Origin of the sequence: Hymenobacter sp. 15J16-1T3B (assembly GCF_020711235.1) — a bacterium.
In the GTDB taxonomy this organism is placed as follows: Bacteria; Bacteroidota; Bacteroidia; order Cytophagales; family Hymenobacteraceae; genus Solirubrum.
The window spans coordinates 65,002-85,043 of the sequence record NZ_JAJFAV010000013.1 but is presented as its reverse complement, the minus strand read 5'-3'; the positions used below and the strand labels follow the sequence as shown (position 1 = coordinate 85,043).

Genomic DNA, 20,042 nt, shown 5'->3' with positions numbered 1-20,042 from the left:
ATGGGCGCCATCGGTGACCAACTACACCAGGACGCGGCCCGCATCGACCGCTTCCTGAAGCAAGCCGTGCGCCCCTTGGGGCAGTTGGCCGTGCGCGAGTTCGTGGGCAGCTTCAAGCGCCAGGGCTGGGTAAACGAGCGGGGTGTGTTCCTGCCGTGGAAACCCCGCAGGGGCCAAGGCCGCAACCGCTCGGGCGTCTCGGGCCGCTTGCCCTTCGCCAGCGACGCGCCGGAGAGCCGGGCCGTGCTGGTGAAGTCGGGACGCCTGCGCCGCTCCATCCGCGTGACCAGCACCACCGACACGTCGGCCACCATCGGCACCGACGTGCCCTACGCGCAGCTGCACAACCAGGGCGGCACCATCAGCGGCTCGGTGAACGTGCGGGCCCACCGCCGCCGGCGCTTCGAGTCCGACGAAGTAAGCGCCCCGGGTTCGAGCCGGGCCAAGCACGTGCGCGTGCACATCGGCGACTCGAACGTGAAGGCCCACACCCGCACCGTCAACACGACCATTCCCCAGCGGCAGTTTATGGGCTTCAGCAAGGCCCTCAGCGATGATGCCGCCCGCTACCTCAACAACGGCGTGCGCCGCCTATTCTCCGACCGCTAATGCTGCACCTGCTCTTTCCCCAACTGGCCGACCACCTGCGCACGGCCGTGCCTACGCTGGGCACCATCGACCTGGACATGGCCCAGCTGGACTACTTGGACGGCCCCGAGCCGATCCAATACCCCGCCGTCTTCATCGACGTGGAGGACGTGCCGTGGTCGGACCTGGGCGAAGGCATCCAGAGCGGCCGCGCGGTGCTGCGCTTCACGGTGGCCGTCGACGTGTCGGAGGTGACCTACCAGGGCAGCCAGCAGCGCAGCGACGCCATGGAGAAGCTGGAGGTGGTGCAGTTGGTGCACAAGGCCCTGCAGCACCACCAGGGCGAGGGCTTCGGCCCGCTGGTGCGCACGGCCTACCGCCGGGACCGGCCGCAGCACCCCGAGGCCTGGTGCATTGCCCTGGGCTACGTGACGCAGCTCTACGACCACGACGGGGCCAAGGAGTACACAGAGGCCAGCGACGTGGGACTACAGGCGCAGCCGGGCATGCGGCCGCCAGTCCTTGCCGACGGCGAGGCGTACATCCTGCCATAAAAAGCCCCGCATCAGCACGATGCGGGGCTTTTTTGATGTCATCCTGAGCGAAGGCCTTACGCGGGCTTGGTGGAAGTATCGGCGCCTTTCGAGGCGGCGTAGATGATGTTCTCAATGGTGCCCATGGAATACCCAAATTCGTCAGCCAGCTGCGCCACCACGTACTCGCGGCTGTACTTGCGCGGGCGCGGGGCGTCGGTGTAGCGTTTCTTGAACTCGGCACGAATGCGCTCGTGGCGCTTCTGGGTATTCTTCTCGCGGGTACTCACGATAATAGGTAGAGGGCGTACAGGCCAATGAGCAAAGCGGCGCCTACCGCGGCCAGGACGGTGCGCTGCCGGCCGCTGAAGTCATTGCGGGCCGTGGTGGTCGGTGATTGGTAGCCGTAGCAGTACAGGCTCAAGGCCCGGCAGAATGCGCGGCCGTCGTGGCTGGCCGTGGGCAGCAGCCGCAGTGCCCAGGTGGGGAAGATGCCGATAACAGCCCCAGCGGTGGTGCCTGCCTTTTCGGCTTCGCGCAGCCACAGGCGGGTGAAGTTGTAGGCTTCGTCGTGGAACAAGGGAAACAGCAGCACCGCCGGCAGCAGCTCGGCCGCCACCATGGCCACAGAGCCGTGCCAGCGGTAGGCCAGCGCACCGGCCAGCACCAGCACCGCCACGCTGATGCGCTGCAGGGTCATTTCGACGTGCTCGTTGTGCGTGAACGACTCGGCGCCGCGGCGGCAGTAGAGCACGGCCTCGATGACGCCGCAGAGCACGGCGAACAGCTGGAACGGCAGGGCAATCATCTACTGCTCCTTGCTGGCCGCGTTGATAAGGATGACGGCCACGGCGCCCACCACCAGAGCAATGCCCAGGCCGCTGACGAACTGGGCGCCGCTGTAGTCGCGCGGGGCGCCCCGCAGGGCCCAAACGAGGGCCGAGCCGACCACGCTGTGGTAGCCGGCGGCGGCCGGATAAGGCACCGGGGCGACGACGATGGAGAGAAACTTCAAAAAGGACTTATTCATGATGCTGGGTCGTTGTGCTATACCGCGTTCGTTGGAGAAACAGAGGTTTAAAACTCCTTCTCAGCATCATGCGGGGCTAGTAAAGGATAGTTAAAATGTGTAGGTTGGTGGCTCACTTTAAACATTAAAAACATGGATTGGAAAGTTGGTGATGTGGTTCAGCTCAAATCTGGCGGCCCCGGTATGACAGTGACTAACCTTCAAAATGGTGGCTGGGTGAAAGTGCACTACTTTGGCGATGATGGCATATTGTATGGGGGTAGCTATGGTTTTGACTTTCCTGGTGAAGCCCTGAAGGCTGTTGAGCCCAGTAAACCAGCTCCTAAAGGCCGAAGCGCTCAGCCGCAAACAGTATGAAAAAGGCCCGTCAGCACGACGGGCCTTTTTCATACCTGGGCACGCTTGCGCAGCTCGGGATGACTGCTGATGAAGAATTTGAGGCTGCCCACCTTCCGGCCCAGTTCCCGGGCCACCTGGGGCGCGGTGCTGGCTCCGCTGGTGTAGTGCTGCCTGATATGGCGGTAATCGGCGCCGGTGTAGGCCCGGCGGGTTTGTCTGGCGGTGGAGAGCATGGTGGTGAAATGCTGTTGAGAGAGGGGAAGTTTCTCGGAGTTTCTGAGGCCGAGAAGGGCACCGTGACGGGCGCTAGTTGGTATCGGGCGGGAAGAAGGCCAGGGTTAGCGCCTGCTTGAGGTGGCGCGACTTCTCGTCGTTCAGCTCGAAGCAGTAGGTGGTACTGCCGTCGGCGCTGTCAAACCAAAAGCCCTGCAGGATTTCGACCTCGAAGGCGGCCAGGAGGGATTCGCCCCAGGCGGAGGCCTTGGCGGACTCGCACAGCGTCATCTCGATGGGGCTCGGGCCAGCGTGCTGGCGCTTCTCATCGAGGGGCGTGGTGATGTGGATGCGGTTCATGGCTGACACGTGGGGCAGGTGAAGCGTTCGGGCGGGCTGGTGACAATCTTGAGGGCTTGGTCGACGGTATACACCACGTGGTAGGTGGAGCCGCGCCACGTGGCCTGAAACGCGGCCTCGCCCTCGGTGAGCTTGTCGGCGGTGGTGGCCTTGATTTCCATGAGGAAGGTGCGGCCGCGGTAGCCCACCAGAATGTCGAAGCAGTTCTTGAGCTGGTGCAGGTGCAGCACGCTACAGCCGATTTGGCGTAGCGCGCTGACGATCTGCGGTTGGTTGCGGTCGACGCGGGAAGCGGTGCGTATGTGGCCCATTTAGTCGTCGTCTCCGTCTAGGCCAGCGATGTACCCGCACCCCATGCAGATGGCGTGCCCGGCTATATCCTCGCCGCACACGGGGCAGGCGTCGGGGTTGAAGTCGTCGCCGTCGTCCCCGTCATCATCCCAGCCGTAGGTGCCGGCTGGGGCAGCGTCCGGTTCGTGGCTGTCCTCGGCGGGCTCGGTGGCCGCCAGCGCAGCGTCGTAGGCTTGGTTGAGCACCGGCAGCGGCACCGGGCCGCGCAGGCCCAGGCACCCGTAGGCTTCTTGGACCTGCTGCCGGGTAGCGTTGGGCGTCAGGCCGAGCACCTCGTGCCACGGCCGCGGGTTGGCGGGCGGCGGGGCGCTCAGGCGCAGGCGTACCAGGTGCAAATGCTCGGCGGTGAGCCGGCCGATGAGGTTGCGCATGAGGTGGTAGTCGGGCGCGGGGCCGGTGGCCAGGTGGGCCAACTGCTGGGCGGTGGCGCCGATGGCGGCGTAGTGCACGTCGGCAGAAGAGGGGGTAGGCATGCGGAGAGAGGATTAGGCCCGGCGGTCGGGCGCGTCGGGCGAAAACTTGATCGTGTTGAACATCTCCCGCATCCGGCTGCGGACGCGGTTCTCGTACCGCTCCTCGATCTGGTCGGCCGAGAGGTTGGTCGTGATGTGCGTGGCGAAGGGGTGCAGGCGGCCTGCCTGCAGCTCGTCGTAGCGGCTGAGCAGCACCTCGGCCATCGGGTTGACGGCGTTGGCGTAGTGCTTGACGTCGGTCGACTCGGCGCCCAGGTCGTCGAAGCACACACCGGTGGCGCCGGCGGTGAGGTACGGGCCCAGGCCTTCCGGCCCCAACTGCTGGTAACGCTCGGCCACTTTGCGCGTGCTGAGCAGGCCGTAGTTGTGCAGCGGGTTGCGCATGAACAGCTTCATCAGGAAGCTCTTGCCGCGGCCCACGTTGCCCATCAGTAGCAGGCCCTTCCGGCGGGAGTAGCCAGGGCGCAGCGCATCGAAGCGGGCGTCGCCGGCGAAGTAGAGGCACAGCGCCCAGAAGACTTCTTCTACGCCGTGGTCGAGCGAGAAGCCGGGCACCAGCTGCTGGGCCTCGTAGAGCTTGATGTCGCGGATCTGCTCAGCCGTGAACGTGTCGGGCTTGGGCGGGTGCGCCACGTCCCAGCGGTACTGAGCCATGCGCAGCTGGTCCCACTTGGCCTGTTGGGCCAGCTCCAGGGCCGTGTGCTGCTCGGCAATGGTCAGCTCGATGTCCTTCCACGAGGGCGGCAGCACGGGGCGCCGCTCAGAGGTCCCCGTAACTGTCATTTTGGGGGGCTCGGTAGCGCTCGGCGGTGGAGACGCGGCCATTACTGCGGCTATGCTTACGGGCGTTTTCATCGGATTTCAGGGGGTAAAAGCCGGTCCATTCCCGGCCGATGGATTGGTTGATGATGGCCACGGCGCGGGCTTCGTCGCCGGCAGCCTGGCGGCCCAGCTCCAGTAGGGCTTGCTGCTCGCTGATGTCGCCGCGGTAGGGTTTGCCCAGCTCGAGGAGGCTGAGGCGCCACTTCACCCAGGCGGCGCGGAAGGTGTCGGTGTCGAAGGGCAGGCTAAGCGCTGGCGAGAAGTCCGACACCGGCCGGCGCAACCAGGTGGGCAGCTGCGGCTCGGCCGGGGGGAGAGGGGCGGCGCCGGGGAGGTCGGCAACCTGACCCAAATCCGACTCGGCCCGAGGCGCACCCCCTTTGCTCGTCTCTTGCTCGTCATTGCTCGTCATTGCTCGTAGACAACTCTTAGCAGTTTCGCTAAGACCCCCTTGCGTTTTTGCTAAGACCCTCTTAGCGTTTTGGTAAGAGGGTCTTAGCACTTTGCTATGCTCGGGGCTCTTAGCGTTTTGCTTAGAGCCTGAACGATTCGCTAAGAGGGCCTGGGCCTCGGCGGCATCCTGTTCGCCTGAGTAGGCGGCGCGGGTGGCCAGCGTCGGCACCAGCTCCCGGCGGTTGCCCAGGTCGGGGCGGTGGCGCACGTCGAGCAGGCCCGCGTCGAATAGCCAGAGCAGGTTGCGCGACACGGTGATGGGGTGCGAACCCAGGCGCTCGGCCAGCGCCTGGTTTGTAATCCAGCAGCTCTCCTTGCCGCCGTTCTCGTACAACTCGCACACTTCAATCAGCGCGGCTTTAGGGCCGGCCGGAAGCTTCTTGAGAGACGACAAGGCTTGGCGGATGGGAAGCATTTTACTCTTATGGGTGGAAGCGCCGCCGGGGGTGGCGGTCATAAGCGCATGCATGGCTGGCTCAGAAAAGGGTGAGTTGTTGGCCGACGACCGGCGCTAACTCCTGTAGCCGGGCCTCGGCCGCTTTGCGGGCCGCTGGGCTCAGATAGTTATGGTCGCTATAGGTGCCCCCCAGGCCCTTGAATTGGTCACTGAGCATGTAGGTCAGGTAGTGCCGTTCCGCGTCCTCCCGCGACGGGAAGCGTTGCAGGCTGTGCTTCGAGGGGCAGCCATGATGGCCGGCGCAGTGGGCATGATTCATAAAGGAGGGAGCCCCCATCCACTCGGCAGTGTCCGGATGCAGGAAAAGCCTCACGCTGCAGTAGTCAGTATGTGGGCGTTTCGGGTGGGCGTAGTAGGTTACTTCCTCGGGATTCAGACACACTCCGATGTCGTTGAAACGGAAGCCCACCGCCGCAGCGGCCGGCGCTGGAGCCGCCGGTTTCACGGCGTACTCCTTGCGCTGCCACTTGCTGAGCTGATCCCACGTCTTCGTCGGGTGACAGTGCCGCGGGTCGTTGTCGTGGCTACTCATCGTCGTCGAGTTCTTGGCCGTTGTAGGTACGCTTGGGCTTCTGGCCCTTCTCCAGCGTCACGCTGCGGCCCCCGCTGGAAATGGTCAAGCTGGTGAAGCCGGCGGCGTTGTCGACGACGTCTTGCAGGGGGCCGGTGAAGTCGAGCGGCAGCTGCCCCGGCTCGGGCTCTTTCTCGACCGCAAACTTGCCGTTCAGGTACAGGCTCGTTTCCTGGTGCAGCGTGCGGATGGCGTCGCGCAGCAGGCCGAGGAAGGGGTAGTCGTCGTTTTCCTCGTCGATGAAGGGCGTGTTGAAGTTCACGGCCTTGCCCGAGCGCAGCCAGCGCCGGCCCGAGAGGGTGAAGCCGTTGCCCTTGGCGCCCCAGCTCAGGCCGCGGCAGGCGAAGCCGATCAGGCCCACGCACTCCAGCGCGCTGTCGTCGCGGATCTGCTCCTCGAGCTCGTCGTCGGTTTCGCAGCCGAAGTCGGCCCGGTTCAGCGACTCGGTCACCAGGCAGAAGTGCACGGTGAGGCGGTGGAAGGCGCGCAGCAGGTCCTCGTGCGGCAGCTTGTCCACGTGGGTGCTGCTGGTCTCGTGCACCTGCTCGGTGCCGCGGTGCACGCGGGCGGAAGCCTCGTACTCGACGAAGTCGTGCTTGGCCAGCTTGATCTTCGTGAAGATGAAGGTGTCGGTGGCGGCGGTCATTACGCGGCGAGCTTGCGGCGCTTCTGCTCGGCCTTGGCCCGCTCCAGCACCTGGTTGATAAAGAAGTCCCGCTGACCCACTGGCACGGCGCTGAGCACCTGGCCCAGCTCCTCAAACTCTTGGGTGCTGGCGATGCTCAGCTCCCGCTCGTACCAGTACATGGCCAGCTCGTGGGCCCGCTTGAAGTCGTGGCCGAGCAGCTGGTCGCCCAGGCGCGGGGCGTCCGCGGCGGCGCGCTGGGCCACCGGCACGTAAGGCTTCACCGGCGCGTCCTTGGGCTGCGACTTGGTGAGCTGGTACCAGGTGGAGTAGATGGCGCCCGGCTTGCGGCCCCATTCGGCGGCCAGCTTTTCCCGGCCGTCCTTGGTACCACCCTCGGCCAGGATGCGGCGCTTTTGCTCGGGCGTGTAGGCGTCGGCCCGCAGGGGCTTCTCGTCGGCCTCGGCCGGCGCTGGCGCGGCCGTCGGCGCGGGAGCAGGCACCGGCTCGGGCTCGGGAGCTGGGGCGGGCCCCGGTGCCGGCGCCGCGGCCGGCTCGGGCACGACGGCCATGGGAGGCACGGCGGGCTTAAACAGCTCCTGCACTTCCACCGGCATTTGCGGCAGGGGAGCCAGGCCCAGCGCCGACGTGTCGATGCCGTGCAGCAGCAGCCCGTCCGGTCCGGTCGTGGCGGCGGTGGCCAGCGGCAGGCTCAGCGACTTGCGTTCTGCCGATACCTTAAACTGCTCGTAGAAAGCCCGGGCGGCCGGCGTTTGCGAGAACGTCAGGGCTACGCCCTGCTTGCCCCGCCCGCCCAGGATGCCCGGCTTGCGGCCCGGTATGTCGAGGAAGCAGGCGTACCAGCGCTGTGTATCGTCGTCGCGCACCAGCGCCACCGGCCCGCGGTGCTGCAGGTTTAGGGCGCGCACGGCGCCGTTGTTGAAGGTGATGTTGCCGTCGTGGGCAATGGTAACCAGCGCGGCCACCTGCAGCGGGGCCGGGGTACGGTCGAAGAAAGTCAGGTTCATGGCAGGGAAGGGCTTAGCGGTAGTTGTTGAGCATGACGGGCATCACCAGCATGAGCAGGTCGACGTCGTCGAGGGCGGGCACGGGAGTGAGCAGGGCCGCGCGGTTGGGCGTGGTCATGGCCAGCTGCACTTCGGCCGAGTCCAGCAGGCTGAGCATCTCGATCAGGAAGCGGCCGTTGAAGCCGATTTCCATGTCGGCGCCCTCGTACTGGCAGGGCAGCTTCTCGGAAGCCTCGTTGCTGAAGTCCAGGTCCTCGGCCGACACCTGCAGCTCGGCCGGGGCCAGCGCCAGCCGGGTTTGGTGGGTGCTTTTGTTGGCGTAAATGCCGATGCGCTTCGCGGCGCCGAGCAGCTGGGCCCGGTCGATGAGCAGGTGGTTCTCGCTGCTGATCGGGATGACGTTCTCGTAATCCGGGTACCGCTCGTCGATCAGGCGGGTGTGCAGCGTGCCGCGCTCCAGCTCGAAGCGCACGGCCGCCACGTGGTGACGCATGCGCAAGGTGGTCGTGTTGCCTACCAGCTTCACCAGGTACTGCAGGGGCTTCTTCGGCACGATGAACGTGAAGGCGCCATCGAGTTGCAGACCCAAGGCGCGGTGACGCACCAGGCGGTGGCCATCCGTGGCGACGCACGTAAGGCGTTCCATCTCCAGTTGAAAGAGCACCCCACACATGGCCGGGCGAAGCTCGTCTCCGGAGACGAAGGGCAGCGTGTGGCGCAGGGCCAGCAGCAGCGCAGCGGCCGGCAGCTCCGACGTCTTGCCCGTGTGCATGGCCGACGGCTTCGGGAAGTCCGCGGGGTTCTCGCCGGCCAGCTTGTAGCGGCCGTTGGCCGAGTGCAGCGTCACGTGGTAATTCTCCGCGTTCAGCTCCAGCGTAACGGGCTGGTCGGGCAGGCCCTTGAGCGTGTCGAGCAGGATGCGGGCCGGGATGGCCATGCGCATGGGGGCCGAGCTGCTGGCCTCCACGGCCAGCGGCGCGGTGATGAAGGTGCTTTCCAGGTCGGAGCCGGTGAGGGTGAGCTGCCCGTCGGCCACGTCGAAGAGCAGGTTTTCCAGAATCGGCACCACGGGGTTGCCGGTGACGAACTGGGCGGCGTCCTGCACGCGGGCCAGCAGGGCCGAGGACGAGACAATAAAGCGGGTGGCCAGCAGGGCCGGGGCGGGTGTGGTGGCAGTTGCCATAGCGTACAACGAAAGGGGATGAATACAGCGGCCCCGACCACCTGGGCGGCAGGCGGGGCCGGCACTACGGTTTCAGGGTTAGGCGGCGTCGGCTTTGGCGCGCAGCGCCGCCACGGCCTCTTCGGCCAGGCGCTGCACCTCGGCCAGCTCGGCCAGCGAGGTGGCGTTCCAGGCGTATTCTTTCAGCTGCCGCTCTTTCTTCGTGTCGTGGTCGAAGTAGGCCTCGTTGCGGTCGAGGTACTCCAGCACGTCTTGGCGGGCGCCGTTCACTTCGCGCTGCAGCTGCTCCTTTTCCGACACCGGGGGCACCTGCTTGGTCGGTGCGTTTTCCCGGTTCTCGATGGTCTTCTTGAGGTTGGCAATGGCCTGGGCGGCGCGCTCCTGGTCGAGCTTGTTGATGTTGAGCAGCATCTTGGTCCTCTCCTGCCGGGTGACCACGGGGTGGTTGAGCAGGCGGATGACTTCCTCTTTCTGCTCAGCCGTGGCGTAGGCGGGCTGGGCCGGCTCAGCCGGCACGGCCTGCATCGGGGCCGGGGCGGCGCTTGGGGCGGACGTAGCGGAGGCTGCCGGGCGTGGTGAAGCCGGCTGCTTCGATGCGCCGGCGGTGGCGTTTTTTGCCGACTCGGGCTGGGTGTGGCCGCCGTACTCCATTTCCTCGGCCGGGGTGGGCTCGTAGCCGGCGGCGCGGATAATCCAGGCCAGGATGTTGCGGTACGCCTTGCCGATGGCGCGGGTCTGCGCCATGGAGCTGATGGCAAATTCCTGGTAGAATTTCTTGCCCTGCTCCTTGTTGGAGCAGATGGCGAAGCCGGCGCCCACGGTGTGCTGGCTGCGCAGGTCGAAGAGCGTCACCTTCGCCTGGTACTTGAGTTCGGTGTCGGTGCTCAGGTTGACCAGGTGGTCGACAATCGGCACGATGCCCAGGCGGGAGCCGGCGTACTGCCAGCCCTCCACGTTCACGAACTCCTTGCCCTGCACCTGCGTGCTGAGCTTGTTTTCCTTGATGAAGTTCGCCAGGTCCTTGGCCAGGGCCAGCGTCTCGTCGGAGCGGCGAATGTCGTAGCTCTCGGCCTTCGGCTTGGCGGGGGCGACGGTGGCGGGGGCTGCCGGGGCGGCGGGTTTGGCGGCGCGGGCGCCGGTTTTCTTGAGAGTCATTACCTTTGGGGCAGTTAAGGTGATTTTGAAGAGGCCCGCGGGGTGCAATCCGCGGCGCCGATGCAGCCCCGGCCCAGGTGCAACTGGCCGGGGCTGTTGCGTTTTAGCGGGTGTAGACCGTGGCCAGCAGCAAGGCCAGCAGGGCCAGCAGGCCCAGCAGCTCGTGCCGGTCGGCGGCTTTCTTGGCGTCGGCCAGCAGCTGCGGCAGGGGGCCGGCCCACGAGAGGGCGGGGAGCTTGCGCTTATCCATTGCGCTCGTCTCGGGTGGCCACGAACTGGGTGTAGAGCTGGTCGGCGCCGGCCGCGGAGGCGGCGCGCAACTGCATGTGGCCCTGGGCGCGCTCCTGCGGCGTGAAGCAGGCGTCGTTGAGCACCTTCATGGCGCGGCGCTTCTGCTCGTAGCTGGCCGCGCGCTCGGATTGGTTGACGGTGTACTGCATCCTACAGCTGGCCGATGTGGGCGTAGTCCTCGGGCTGGGGCTGGGTGCGGGCGGCCCGCTGCGCGGCGTCGGCCGCTTTGTAGGCGTCGTTGGCTTCGTCGGCCAGCTTGCGCAGGCCGTCGAGTTCTTTGCTGGCCGCCAACTGGGTGTTGTGGCTCAGGTGCCCGCCCTCGATCAGGCGGGTGATGACGTTGGCGGCGCCCGAGTACCGCGCGGCGGCAGCCATCGAGGCGCGAAACAGGGAGTCAAGGTGAACTTTGGTAGGGGTGTCCATGTGCAACTGGAGCGGTAAAAGGGTTAGAGAATGATGAGGCAGTAAGCGAGGGTGCTGAGGCCGGCCAGCACCAGGGCCGCGGCCACGAGCAGGGCGCGGCGCACCCAGCGCGGGTTGGCTTCGTGGTAGTCGGGCAGCAGGTCCGAGAGGTAGTCGGTCGGGTCGAAGTCGTCGTGGTACATGGCGGGGAAGCGTGGATTAGCCAGCGATGCGCATGAGGCCGGAGCCGTGGCCGCCGAGGCGCTTGCTGAGTTTGTAGTCGATGCAGGAGCGCCGGCTGTAGAGGCACTTGGTGCCCTCCTTGCGGTAGGCCAGCTTGGTGCCCGGCCGGTCGCGCTCGGCCAGCAGCGTGGTGCGGCTGGCAATGCCGGTGAGCTTGAGGGCGGTGGCCGTGTCCACGTCGTCGTCGATGGATTCGACGTAGGCATCGAGCCGCACCTGCATCTGCTGCATCTGCTGCTGCAGGGCGTAGAGTTGGGCCGGCAGCTCGGCCAGGTCGGCGAGGGACGTGGACATGGGGCTTAGGCGGTGAGGGCCATCTTCACGGCCCGGCGGTGGAGTTCTTGCTTGGCGACGTGGTCGGCCTCGTCGGCCAGCTCGGGGTATTCGGTGGCTACCTCTTGGGCCACGCGGATGATTTCCGGCTCGGCGGCCCAGCGGAGCTTGTCGGCGGGCATATGCAGCGCCTGCACCAGCTCCAGCTCCTTGGTGTTGACCTTGCCCTTGAGGTGGGGCACGTTGATGACGGAGAGGCGCATCGGACTAGGCGGCTTGGGCGTCCGACGAATCGACCGGGGCGGCGTAGGCCTCCGGGTCGAGGAAGCGGCGCACGGCCGACTCGCTGACCACGTGCTTGCCCGCGATTTTGCGGCTGCGCAGCTCGCCCGAGTTGACCAGCTCGTAGGCCTTCGTTTTGCCAATGCCCAGGCGCTGGGGCAGCCGGTCGTCGTAGTTCAGGCCCGGCGTGCGGTTCGTGCTCAGGATGTAGCGGCGGCCCTCGACCTCGGCCTTGGCCGTGGCTAGCGCCACGCGGTCAAGCAGCGTGGCGTCCTGAATGCAGCTCGGGGAGAGGTCGAGGCCCGTTTGAGCGTTGAAAGTGGCTTTCATGTGCAACTGAAAGAAGCGTTTGGTGGACAAAAGTGGTGTTTAAAAATTTCCAAAACTGACCAAAACTGGTCATAACAGGCAAAAAAAATTAGGGCGCAGTTTCTGCCCAGCGCTCGATGACCTCGGCCGCAATGTCCTTTATGCGGACCTTTTGCCCTTCTTGAAGTCGGCGCCCCTGGGCCCGCAGCAATGCTGCTTTGGCCTTTTCCGACAATTCCGGTTGAACATGGTAGGGCTTTTCAGCAGTTGCGTTGATGCTCATAGCGGTCTGGGGTGAACTGATGTGGCAAACATACTTATCAATACTGAACATTACTAGTAGTTACTAGAAATAGTTTCACGATACGAACAATACCGGCTTGTTTTGTTCAGTCACACCGCTCTTCTGAACATGCCTCCCACAGCCGCTATGACAGCAAAACGGGCCGATCGACTGACGCAGCTGCGTCTAGAAACAGGTTGGTCTCAGCGTAAGATTTCTGAGAAATTGAAAGAGGCAGGACTCAAGGTGAGTGCCGCAAGTCTCTCCGCATATGAAGCGGATGATTCTATTCAAATCAAGCGCCCAGTGCTGCGCAAGTTGGCTGAGCTATACGGTACCACCGTGGAGTTTATTGAGACAGGGCGCCACCCTGCGCCGGCAATGAAAGCGCTGCCGGAGGACCACCCATATGGTCCGCTGATGTCGGACAAAAGCAATGCTCGATTCGTCGCGCTATTTGATAAAAAGGAGATGGTGTATTACCGCCGTCTTGAAGTAGGAGCCCGCGCCGGGTTCAGCGAGTCATTTATGAGCGATTACAATTACAATGAACTGCCGCTCTTTCCAGTCATTCGCATGGTTGGCGACCCAGACGAAGGACTGGTCGTCGATATCGACGGTGATTCGATGGAACCGCAGCTTCGCTCAGGCATGAAAGTGCTAGTTGAAGAGCTGCCCAACGTAGATGCGTGGAAAGATGCCCGCCCAGGTGTTTACATCGTGATTTTCAAACATCACTTTGTCATCAAGCGCATCAAGCACAACACCCTTCGAAGCACTGGCAAGGTGCTTCTTGAGTCCGACAATCCAGAAGGCGGTGTCGAGGAAGTAATCATCGACGACATCCATGGCATGTGGCGTGTAATCCGAGGCGTAGACGTGCCGATTCGATAGCATGCCCGCCACCTTTAAAATCGTGCTGGCTGCGAAAGCCGACAGCGACGGCCTCTTCGACGTGCGCCTGCGCGTGACGGCCGACCGCGTGGTGCGCTACCTCAACACGGGCGTGGCGGTGGCGGCCAAGCACTGGAACCCGAAGGCGACGCTCGACAAAGAGAACTGGATCAAAACCAGCCACCACGACCACGCTGAGCACAACGAAACGCTCTACAGCTGGGTGCGCCGCGGCAAGAAGCTGGCCACGGCACACCCCGACTGGTCGGCCGACCAGCTGAAGGCCACGCTGCAGAACGGCGACATCGACCCGGCCGCGCCGGACTTCTTGACCTTCTGCTACCGGCGCCTCGACGCGGAGCAGGCCACGCTCGACGAGGCCCACCGGAAGGGGAGGGAGACGACGGGCTGGAGCCAAGGCACCATCGACGGCTACCGGCCGGTCATCAACAAGCTGGCCGCCTGGCTCGGGGGCAAGCCCTTGCCGCTGCCGCTGCTCACCACCGAGCTGGTGCAGCGCTACCAGCAGCACTTGGAGCGGGACCTCGACAACGGCCCGACGACCACCAACAAAAACCTACGGGTGCTGCACACCTTCATCCGGGAAGCCATCCGGGCGAAGCTGCTCACGCTTGACAAGGACCCGATGGCCCTCTACGACTTCCCGACCCCGAAGCCGAAGCGGGTCTGGTTGACCCGCGAGGAATTGGACGAGCTGGCCGCGGCCACCCTGGCCCCGGCCCAGCACGCGGCGCGCACCGTCTTCCTGCTCCAGTACTACGCCCACGGCTCCCGCATCGGGGCCATCCTCAAGCTCAAATGGAAGGACCGCCGCGGCGGGCGCCTGCGCTTCGTGATGGACAAGGGCGGCCGGGTCAAGGAGGTGGAGGAAACCGAAGAGCTGCAGGGGCTGCTCGACACGTTCACCCCGGCGCCGGGCCAGCCGCGGCCGCACCCCGAGAGCTACATTCTGCCGTTTCTGCCGGCCGACTTCGAGCAGCTGCACCCCAAGCAGCAGCTCGAAACCATCAAGCGGGAGACGGCCAAGATCAACATGAACTTGGCCCGCGCCGCGGCCCGGCTCAAGTGGACGAAGCGGTTCAGCTCCCACGTGTCGCGCCGCACGCTGGCCACCTTCTCGGAGCGCCTGCTCAAAGGCGACCTGCGCCAGGTGGGCGGGCTGCTGGGCCACACCAACACGCGCACCACCCAGCTCTATTTGAAGGACCTCGACACCCACGTCATCGACGACGCGGCGCGCCAGGTGTACGGCTCGCTGGGTAAAACACAGGTAAAACAACCGTTGGCCGCGGGCGAACAACCCGCGTCCAATACGCACCCCCACAACCCCGAAAAAGCCGCCTCCTGAACGGAGATTGTCCACGCCTGTTCGGGTGTTCGGGTCCGGTATCCTCCACCCAGCCCGTTTGGCCGCGCGGCCAAACGGGTTTTTTGTGGTGTGCTACGGCCGTTGCCGTGCCCAAAAGCGACCGGTGCCGTACCTTCGGGGCCATGTCAGCTCCCGCATCAGCCCCGTCCGCTACTGCCCTCGATGCGCGCCCCATCGGCGTGTTCGACAGCGGCATCGGCGGCCTTACCGTGGCCCGCGCCGTCAATCAGTTGCTCCCGCAGGAACGCTTGGTGTACTTCGGCGATACGGCTCACTTGCCCTACGGCGACAAAAGCACGGCCGCCATTCAGGCGTACTCCGTGAAAATCTGCGACCTGCTGCTGCGCCAGCACTGCAAGGTCATTCTCATTGCCTGCAACTCGGCCTCGGCCGCCGCCTACGAGTTAGTGCGCGAGTACGTGGGCTCCAAGGCGAAAGTGCTCAACGTTATCGACCCCATCGTGCGCCACATCGGCCGCCATTACGCCGGCCGCGAAGTCGGGCTGATCGGCACCAAGCAAACGGTAGGCTCCAACGTGTACCGCAAAAAGCTCGACGCCCTCGACCGCGACATCCGCCTGCACGCCTTGGCCACGCCCCTGCTGGCGCCCATGGTGGAAGAAGGCTTCGTGCGGGGCGCCGTTAGCCAGAGCGTCATCGATACCTATTTATCGGACCCCGCTCTGGCCGGTATCGAGGCCTTGGTGCTGGCCTGCACGCATTACCCGCTCATCCGCGAGCAAATCGAAGAATACTACCGCGGGCAGGTCGACGTGCTCGACCCCTCCGACATCGTCGCCGAAGCCTTGCGCGAACTTCTGCAGGCCCACGGCCTGACGTCCCCGGCCGCTACCCGGCCCCCCCAGCACCACTTCTACGTGTCGGACTTTACTCCCTCCTTTGCCGACAGCACCCGGCTGTTTTTCGGGCAAGAGGTAAACCTGGAGCACTACCCGTTGTGGGAGTAGCCAGGACGAAGTACCGAGTAGGTACTCCGTAATAATGCTAGGGTGTATAAACTATTGAAGAAAGGTCGTTATGCTCCGGCAAGGGGCCGCCAGTTCAAAATTGGCAGCAACTTCCTTTTAGGGGCTGTCTGTAGACCTAAGCCCGCTTGCTTAAGATATTAACGACAAGGTCGAATTGGTCTTCGCAAACAGTGGAATAACAGCTAAGTCCAACGATACAGCGTATGTGTATTTCTCTCACGGCAAGAAACAGGCAACCACCTTCGCGTAATTGAATTAGAGTAATGATCAGAATCTATTTTAAGCGCCGTATGCTTTATATTTATATATAATATTAATTTTATTATATAATAAACTCGTCACACTTCACCTTGTTTATTAAGTCATGGTTGGGCAGAGGAATGTGGAAGGTTAAGAAGCGGCGGTTGCGGCAGTGGGTAAGAGTGCTAGAGTCAATTAGCGAGGCTGTTTAATCGGGCACATTTAGTGCTGCCGGACAAGTTGCACGCACCACGTTGGGCCTCACTGTTCAAGTAGGAGTGGAGGCCGAGCCGAAAGCTGCCGATCTGGAAGAAGTGGCAGGAACGGTGCCTAGCAAGAAAGTCGCCAGACCTTTACCGCTGAATGGTGGCAGGGCAATGATGACTGAGCATGCCCACTTCTTAACGCAGAAATGATCTGTACCAAGCTCTTACCAGAAATATGTGTGCGTTTTTTGCTAACCCCAACCGAAGCCGTGCGTATAGGTGCCCGACTCCATGTAACGCCCCGGCTCGTAAATGCGATTCTGATAATTTTGTGCCCTGTCTACTCCGTATTCTTCGACAAACCCCTTACAAATCAAGTCAAATTGAAACCATAAGAAGCAATAATGCAATTATAGTAATTTCATTATATAATATATTGGTTGGCGACTTCAGTAGCAGCCACGTGCTAGGCACCAGGAAGAAGAAAAACAAGTTTTTTTATGGGAAATACCTTCGCAACTTTGTGTGGCATGAAATGTGTTAACGGGCGCCCGCTCGTCACCTATGCTTGTTGGCCGATGTAGACTTGGAAACTTGCAATAATAAAAGCATAAATCAATCATCCATACGGCTGCGTTCTGCGTAATGTGCCCCAGAAGACCTTGTTGGTTTTCGTTGACTTTGTAACCATTCCTCGCTTTTTCATATGAAAAACGCTTACCAGATTGCCTTACGACGGCCTGCGTGGCAGCGTCTCTGCGCAATAATTCTCACCCTTCTCACTTTTTCGTTTGCTGCTCAAGCACAAACGTTGACCATCACGCCGGTTTCGGATCCGGGCAACCCGCAAAACTTTGGCAGCGTCCAGGTAGGGCAGGTCTCGGCGAGCCGCAGCTATGCTGTGTCCGGCTCGGGCTTGATCCGCGACGTAACAGTGACTGTGCCCGCTGGCTTTCAAGGCAGCACCGACAACACCACGTTCACGGCCAACACCGGCACCACGCTCACGCTGGCGCGGAGCGGTAACAGCGTGACGGCTACCATTTACCTGCGTTTTGCTCCCAGCCAAGCCATCAGCTACGATGACTTCCTGGAAGTCACTTCGCGTGGCAACGGCAACGTAGCCCTGGCTAGCGACGTGGAAGTAATAGGCACGGGCACGCCCCCGCCGCCGGTCATCACCGTGTCGCCCGCAGCCCTGGGCTTCGGCGGTCAGGTCATCAACACGACCTCGGCCCCGCAAAACATTACCGTTACGGGCGCTTCGCTCACGACTTCGATTACGGCCGTAGCGCCGACGGGCTTCCTGGTCAGCTACAACGGTGGGGCTTACGGCACCACGGCTACGCTGCCGAGCACCGGCGGTACCCTGAACGTGGTATTTGCTCCCACGCAAACCGGCAACTACGTCGGCGACGTGACCTTCAACAGCACCGGCGCTGCCCAGCAGACGGTATCGGTTTCAGGTACTGGCCAGGCCGCTCCGGTGGTGCTGACGGTAAACCCCAACTCGCTTACGTTCCCCAACACGACCGTTGGCCAAGCTTCGGCCAGCCAGTCGTTCACCGTTAACGCTACCGGCCTGACGGGCAACGTGACGATTACGGCTCCCTCGAACTTCCAAGTGCGCGTGGGCTCGAATCCCTTCAACTCGACGGCCACGATTACGCCCGTAAATGGTAGCGTGAGCAACGTGACCGTGGACGTGCGCTTTACGCCGACGACCAACGGTAACATCAGCCAGACGGTGGTGGTATCGTCGCCGGGTGCCACGAGCCAAAACGTTGCTGTGTCGGGTACCGGCAACGGCGGCGGCGGCGGCGCCACGGTATCGGTAACGCCGACCTCGATTACCTTCGGCAACGTAACGCAAAGCGGCTCGGCCGATACGCGCACGCTGACCGTAGGTGGCATCAACCTGGGCACCACGCCCCTGACCCTGACGCCCTCCAGCAGCAACATTCAGCTGCGCAACGCCTCGGCCGGCGGCAGCTTCGTCAGCGGTCCGCTGACGCTCACGCCCGTGAACGGCACGGTGTCGCCCACCACCATCGAAGTGCGTCTGGTGGCCCCGATTGCCGGTGGTGCTTTCTCGCAAACTATCACGGCGGCTAGCGGCAGCGCTACCCCGGTAGTGGTAACGGTGTCGGCTACGTCGAACGGCAACGTGTCGGATATCTCCATCACGAACCCGGCTAACAACACCTTTACGTTTGCAACCCGTCCGGCCACGTTCTCGGTGTCGCAGTCGTTCCTGATTTCGGGTACCAACCTGCTGCAGGACATCACCGTGTTCCCGGCCGGTACCAGCGGCAGCTACTTCCAGGTGTCGACCGACAACGTGAACTTCTTCAGCTCGGTCACCCTGACGCGTGATGGGCAGAACAACGTGCCGCAGCAAGCCATTTACGTGCGCTTCGTGCCCGGCAACCAGGCCATCACCGTTAACGCGCTGATCCGTGCCACTAGCTCCCCGGCTCCGGACCGTGACGTATCGGTAACCGGCATCAGCGAGCCGACCATTCGCCTGCTGCAGCCCCTGGGCTCGTTCGGCGACGCGACGGTGAAGAACACCAAGTCGGCTGCCAAGACCATCCGCTTGGAAACCTTCCTGCTGACGGGTCCGCTGAACCTGTATTTCCCGAACGACACCGAAGACCCGGGCCGTAACCCCGTAGGCACGCCGCAGTACGAGTTCGAAATTGTGAACGGTGGCAACCCGACCAACCAATCGGCCAACAACGGGTACACCTACGCCGACACGCTGCTCAACAACGCCGACGGCAACCGCATCGTGAACTTGCTGGTGCGCTACGCCCCGACCCGCGTGGGTGCCGCCACCCAGGAACTGACGTTCACCAACCAGGCGCTGAACAACAACCAGCCGCTGATGCTGCTGAGCGGCAACGGCCGAGCTTCGGGCTTCGCCATTGCTGAGGAGCCCACGGCGCAGTCGACGGCGCAGATTGTGCGCCCCACCGGCAGCACCACCGCTACCATCACCTTCGACCTGGGCAACCCGCCCGCCGGCACGACCTACGGCCAGAACCGTCTGGTCATTGCCTCGCGCACTTACACGCTGCTGCCCACCAGCCTCTTCCCGGTTGACAAGTCCAACTTCAACCCCGGCACGACGGTTAACGGCGCTTACCAGTACGGCACCGGCACGCTCATCGAAGCCAGCACCGGCACCTACGTGGTGTTCAGCGGGGCCGCCAACTCCTTCACCGTTGGCAACCTCGACCCGAACGAGAACTACTACTTCTTCGCCTTTGAGTTCAACGACGACGGCCTGCTGAACGCCGAGAACTACAAAGTGCCGAACAACCAGCCCCAGACCCCGCTACCCGTGGAACTGGTGTCGTTCACGGCCAAGCTTCGCAACGGCCGCGTGCAGCTGAACTGGCTGACGGCGCAGGAGAAAAACAACCGTGGCTTTGAAGTGCAGCGCAGCCAGAACGGCCGCGACTTCCAGACCATCGGCTTCGTAGCTGGCCGTGGCAACACCACGGTGCAGACGGAGTACAGCTCCGAAGACGCGCAGCCGCTGATGGGTGTATCCTACTACCGCCTGCGTCAGCTGGACACCGACGGCACCCCGCACATCCTGCCGGCCGTATCCATCCGCAACGGTGGCAAGCTGGAAGCTGCAGTGTACCCCAACCCGGTAACCGACAAGCTGACCATCCGCGTGAGCGGGGCTAGCTCGGAAGCCACGGTGCAGGTAACCGACCTGATGGGCCGCGCCGTGCTGAGCGGCAAGCTCGCCTTGGACGGTGGCTTTGACATGAGCCGCCTGAAGTCGGGCACCTACGTGGTGACCATCAGCAGCGGCGACGAAAAGGTTAGCCACAAGGTGATAAAGCAGTAACGCTGCCGCCTTCCGCATTGAAAGCTCCCCGCCACCCGGCGGGGAGCTTTTTTTTATGCCCTGGGCAGCAACGCGGCCGGGGCGAAATGAGTATCAAGCCCGACCCTCGACGGCCCTGCGGCCATCGAGGCATACACTGACTTTCCACCTTTTAATGGCTCTATGCCTGTGAACACAACAACTACAAC

General features: G+C 63.4%; 29 protein-coding genes. 7 read left to right on the top strand and 22 right to left on the bottom strand.

What is annotated here, in order from left to right; translation table 11 throughout:
• The gene (locus tag LJ737_RS19820) at positions 1-609 is read left to right on the top strand and encodes a phage virion morphogenesis family protein (RefSeq protein ID WP_227768490.1); all 609 of its coding nucleotides are present in this window, start codon (positions 1-3) and stop codon (positions 607-609) included.
• Positions 609-1,142 carry a hypothetical protein gene (locus LJ737_RS19815; RefSeq protein WP_227768489.1) on the top strand — a complete coding sequence of 178 codons (534 nt, stop codon included), beginning with the start codon at positions 609-611 and terminating at the stop codon, positions 1,140-1,142. Before LJ737_RS19820 ends, LJ737_RS19815 begins: the two co-directional genes overlap by 1 nt.
• A 56-nt stretch (positions 1,143-1,198) precedes the next feature.
• On the opposite strand, the gene LJ737_RS19810 is transcribed toward LJ737_RS19815, so the two are convergent.
• Genes LJ737_RS19810 through LJ737_RS19800 form a run of 3 tightly spaced genes read right to left on the bottom strand, consistent with a single transcriptional unit; the run spans position 1,199 to position 2,151 of the window.
• Positions 1,199-1,411, bottom strand: a complete 213-nt coding sequence (locus LJ737_RS19810; protein WP_227768488.1) for a hypothetical protein — start codon at positions 1,409-1,411, stop codon at positions 1,199-1,201.
• Complete coding sequence (locus tag LJ737_RS19805; protein WP_227768487.1) at positions 1,408-1,929, bottom strand: hypothetical protein; 522 nt, start codon at positions 1,927-1,929, stop codon at positions 1,408-1,410. Before LJ737_RS19805 ends, LJ737_RS19810 begins: the two co-directional genes overlap by 4 nt.
• On the bottom strand, positions 1,930-2,151 hold the full coding sequence (locus tag LJ737_RS19800) for a hypothetical protein (RefSeq protein WP_227768486.1): 222 nt from the start codon (positions 2,149-2,151) through the stop codon (positions 1,930-1,932).
• A gap of 132 nt (positions 2,152-2,283) precedes the next feature.
• Between LJ737_RS19800 and LJ737_RS19795 the strand changes: the two genes are divergently transcribed.
• Complete coding sequence (locus tag LJ737_RS19795) at positions 2,284-2,508, top strand: YodC family protein (RefSeq protein WP_227768485.1); 225 nt, start codon at positions 2,284-2,286, stop codon at positions 2,506-2,508.
• Positions 2,509-2,537: 29 nt separating this feature from the next.
• Here the strand turns inward: LJ737_RS19795 and LJ737_RS19790 are convergent, their stop codons facing one another.
• The 19 genes from LJ737_RS19790 to LJ737_RS19700 form a co-directional block, all read right to left on the bottom strand.
• On the bottom strand, positions 2,538-2,723 hold the full coding sequence (locus LJ737_RS19790) for a hypothetical protein (RefSeq protein WP_227768484.1): 186 nt from the start codon (positions 2,721-2,723) through the stop codon (positions 2,538-2,540).
• Positions 2,724-2,796: 73 nt separating this feature from the next.
• The gene (locus LJ737_RS19785; RefSeq protein ID WP_227768483.1) at positions 2,797-3,063 is read right to left on the bottom strand and encodes a hypothetical protein; all 267 of its coding nucleotides are present in this window, start codon (positions 3,061-3,063) and stop codon (positions 2,797-2,799) included.
• A complete protein-coding gene (locus LJ737_RS19780; protein WP_227768482.1) occupies positions 3,060-3,374 on the bottom strand; it encodes a hypothetical protein in 315 nt (104 codons plus the stop codon). The genes LJ737_RS19785 and LJ737_RS19780 overlap by 4 nt, the downstream gene beginning before the upstream one ends.
• Complete coding sequence (locus LJ737_RS19775) at positions 3,375-3,887, bottom strand: bL32 family ribosomal protein (protein WP_227768481.1); 513 nt, start codon at positions 3,885-3,887, stop codon at positions 3,375-3,377.
• A gap of 12 nt (positions 3,888-3,899) precedes the next feature.
• Positions 3,900-4,670 (bottom strand): P-loop NTPase family protein, encoded by a 771-nt coding sequence (locus LJ737_RS19770; RefSeq protein WP_227768480.1) that lies wholly within the window; start codon positions 4,668-4,670, stop codon positions 3,900-3,902.
• Positions 4,648-5,619: a phage replication initiator YdaU family protein gene (locus LJ737_RS19765; protein WP_227768479.1), complete on the bottom strand. Its 972-nt coding sequence runs from the start codon at positions 5,617-5,619 to the stop codon at positions 4,648-4,650. Before LJ737_RS19765 ends, LJ737_RS19770 begins: the two co-directional genes overlap by 23 nt.
• 19 nt (positions 5,620-5,638) lie before the next feature.
• Positions 5,639-6,151: a hypothetical protein gene (locus LJ737_RS19760; RefSeq protein WP_227768478.1), complete on the bottom strand. Its 513-nt coding sequence runs from the start codon at positions 6,149-6,151 to the stop codon at positions 5,639-5,641.
• Positions 6,144-6,836, bottom strand: coding sequence for a hypothetical protein (locus tag LJ737_RS19755; protein WP_227768477.1), 693 nt, complete (start codon positions 6,834-6,836; stop codon positions 6,144-6,146). The genes LJ737_RS19760 and LJ737_RS19755 overlap by 8 nt, the downstream gene beginning before the upstream one ends.
• Entirely contained in the window at positions 6,836-7,843 is a 1,008-nt protein-coding gene (locus LJ737_RS19750) for a hypothetical protein (RefSeq protein ID WP_227768476.1), read from the bottom strand. The genes LJ737_RS19755 and LJ737_RS19750 overlap by 1 nt, the downstream gene beginning before the upstream one ends.
• 13 nt (positions 7,844-7,856) lie before the next feature.
• Positions 7,857-9,026, bottom strand: coding sequence for a DNA polymerase III subunit beta (gene dnaN, locus LJ737_RS19745; RefSeq protein ID WP_227768475.1), 1,170 nt, complete (start codon positions 9,024-9,026; stop codon positions 7,857-7,859).
• A 78-nt stretch (positions 9,027-9,104) separates the two neighbouring features.
• Entirely contained in the window at positions 9,105-10,181 is a 1,077-nt protein-coding gene (locus LJ737_RS19740; protein ID WP_227768474.1) for a hypothetical protein, read from the bottom strand.
• 103 nt (positions 10,182-10,284) lie between these two features.
• A complete protein-coding gene (locus LJ737_RS19735) occupies positions 10,285-10,431 on the bottom strand; it encodes a hypothetical protein (RefSeq protein ID WP_227768473.1) in 147 nt (48 codons plus the stop codon).
• Positions 10,424-10,621, bottom strand: a complete 198-nt coding sequence (locus LJ737_RS19730; RefSeq protein ID WP_227768472.1) for a hypothetical protein — start codon at positions 10,619-10,621, stop codon at positions 10,424-10,426. The genes LJ737_RS19735 and LJ737_RS19730 overlap by 8 nt, the downstream gene beginning before the upstream one ends.
• Position 10,622: 1 nt before the next feature.
• Entirely contained in the window at positions 10,623-10,895 is a 273-nt protein-coding gene (locus tag LJ737_RS19725; protein WP_227768471.1) for a hypothetical protein, read from the bottom strand.
• A 23-nt stretch (positions 10,896-10,918) separates the two neighbouring features.
• A complete protein-coding gene (locus LJ737_RS19720; protein ID WP_227768470.1) occupies positions 10,919-11,077 on the bottom strand; it encodes a hypothetical protein in 159 nt (52 codons plus the stop codon).
• Positions 11,078-11,093: 16 nt separating this feature from the next.
• The gene (locus LJ737_RS19715; protein ID WP_227768469.1) at positions 11,094-11,411 is read right to left on the bottom strand and encodes a hypothetical protein; all 318 of its coding nucleotides are present in this window, start codon (positions 11,409-11,411) and stop codon (positions 11,094-11,096) included.
• A 5-nt stretch (positions 11,412-11,416) separates the two neighbouring features.
• Complete coding sequence (locus LJ737_RS19710; protein WP_227768468.1) at positions 11,417-11,653, bottom strand: hypothetical protein; 237 nt, start codon at positions 11,651-11,653, stop codon at positions 11,417-11,419.
• A gap of 4 nt (positions 11,654-11,657) precedes the next feature.
• On the bottom strand, positions 11,658-12,002 hold the full coding sequence (locus LJ737_RS19705; protein ID WP_227768467.1) for a helix-turn-helix domain-containing protein: 345 nt from the start codon (positions 12,000-12,002) through the stop codon (positions 11,658-11,660).
• An 88-nt stretch (positions 12,003-12,090) separates the two neighbouring features.
• Positions 12,091-12,264, bottom strand: coding sequence for a hypothetical protein (locus tag LJ737_RS19700; RefSeq protein WP_227768466.1), 174 nt, complete (start codon positions 12,262-12,264; stop codon positions 12,091-12,093).
• Between the two features lie 129 nt (positions 12,265-12,393).
• Here LJ737_RS19700 and LJ737_RS19695 point away from each other — a divergent pair, with 129 nt between their 5' ends.
• The 4 genes from LJ737_RS19695 (at position 12,394) to LJ737_RS19680 (ending at position 19,854) form a co-directional block, all read left to right on the top strand.
• Positions 12,394-13,158, top strand: a complete 765-nt coding sequence (locus tag LJ737_RS19695; RefSeq protein WP_227768465.1) for a LexA family transcriptional regulator — start codon at positions 12,394-12,396, stop codon at positions 13,156-13,158.
• Between the two features lies 1 nt (position 13,159).
• Positions 13,160-14,527, top strand: coding sequence for a tyrosine-type recombinase/integrase (locus tag LJ737_RS19690; protein WP_227768464.1), 1,368 nt, complete (start codon positions 13,160-13,162; stop codon positions 14,525-14,527).
• A gap of 143 nt (positions 14,528-14,670) precedes the next feature.
• Complete coding sequence (murI, locus tag LJ737_RS19685) at positions 14,671-15,516, top strand: glutamate racemase (protein WP_227768463.1); 846 nt, start codon at positions 14,671-14,673, stop codon at positions 15,514-15,516.
• A 1,407-nt stretch (positions 15,517-16,923) separates the two neighbouring features.
• A complete protein-coding gene (locus LJ737_RS19680) occupies positions 16,924-19,854 on the top strand; it encodes a T9SS type A sorting domain-containing protein (protein WP_227768462.1) in 2,931 nt (976 codons plus the stop codon).
• Positions 19,855-20,042 lie beyond the last annotated feature (188 nt).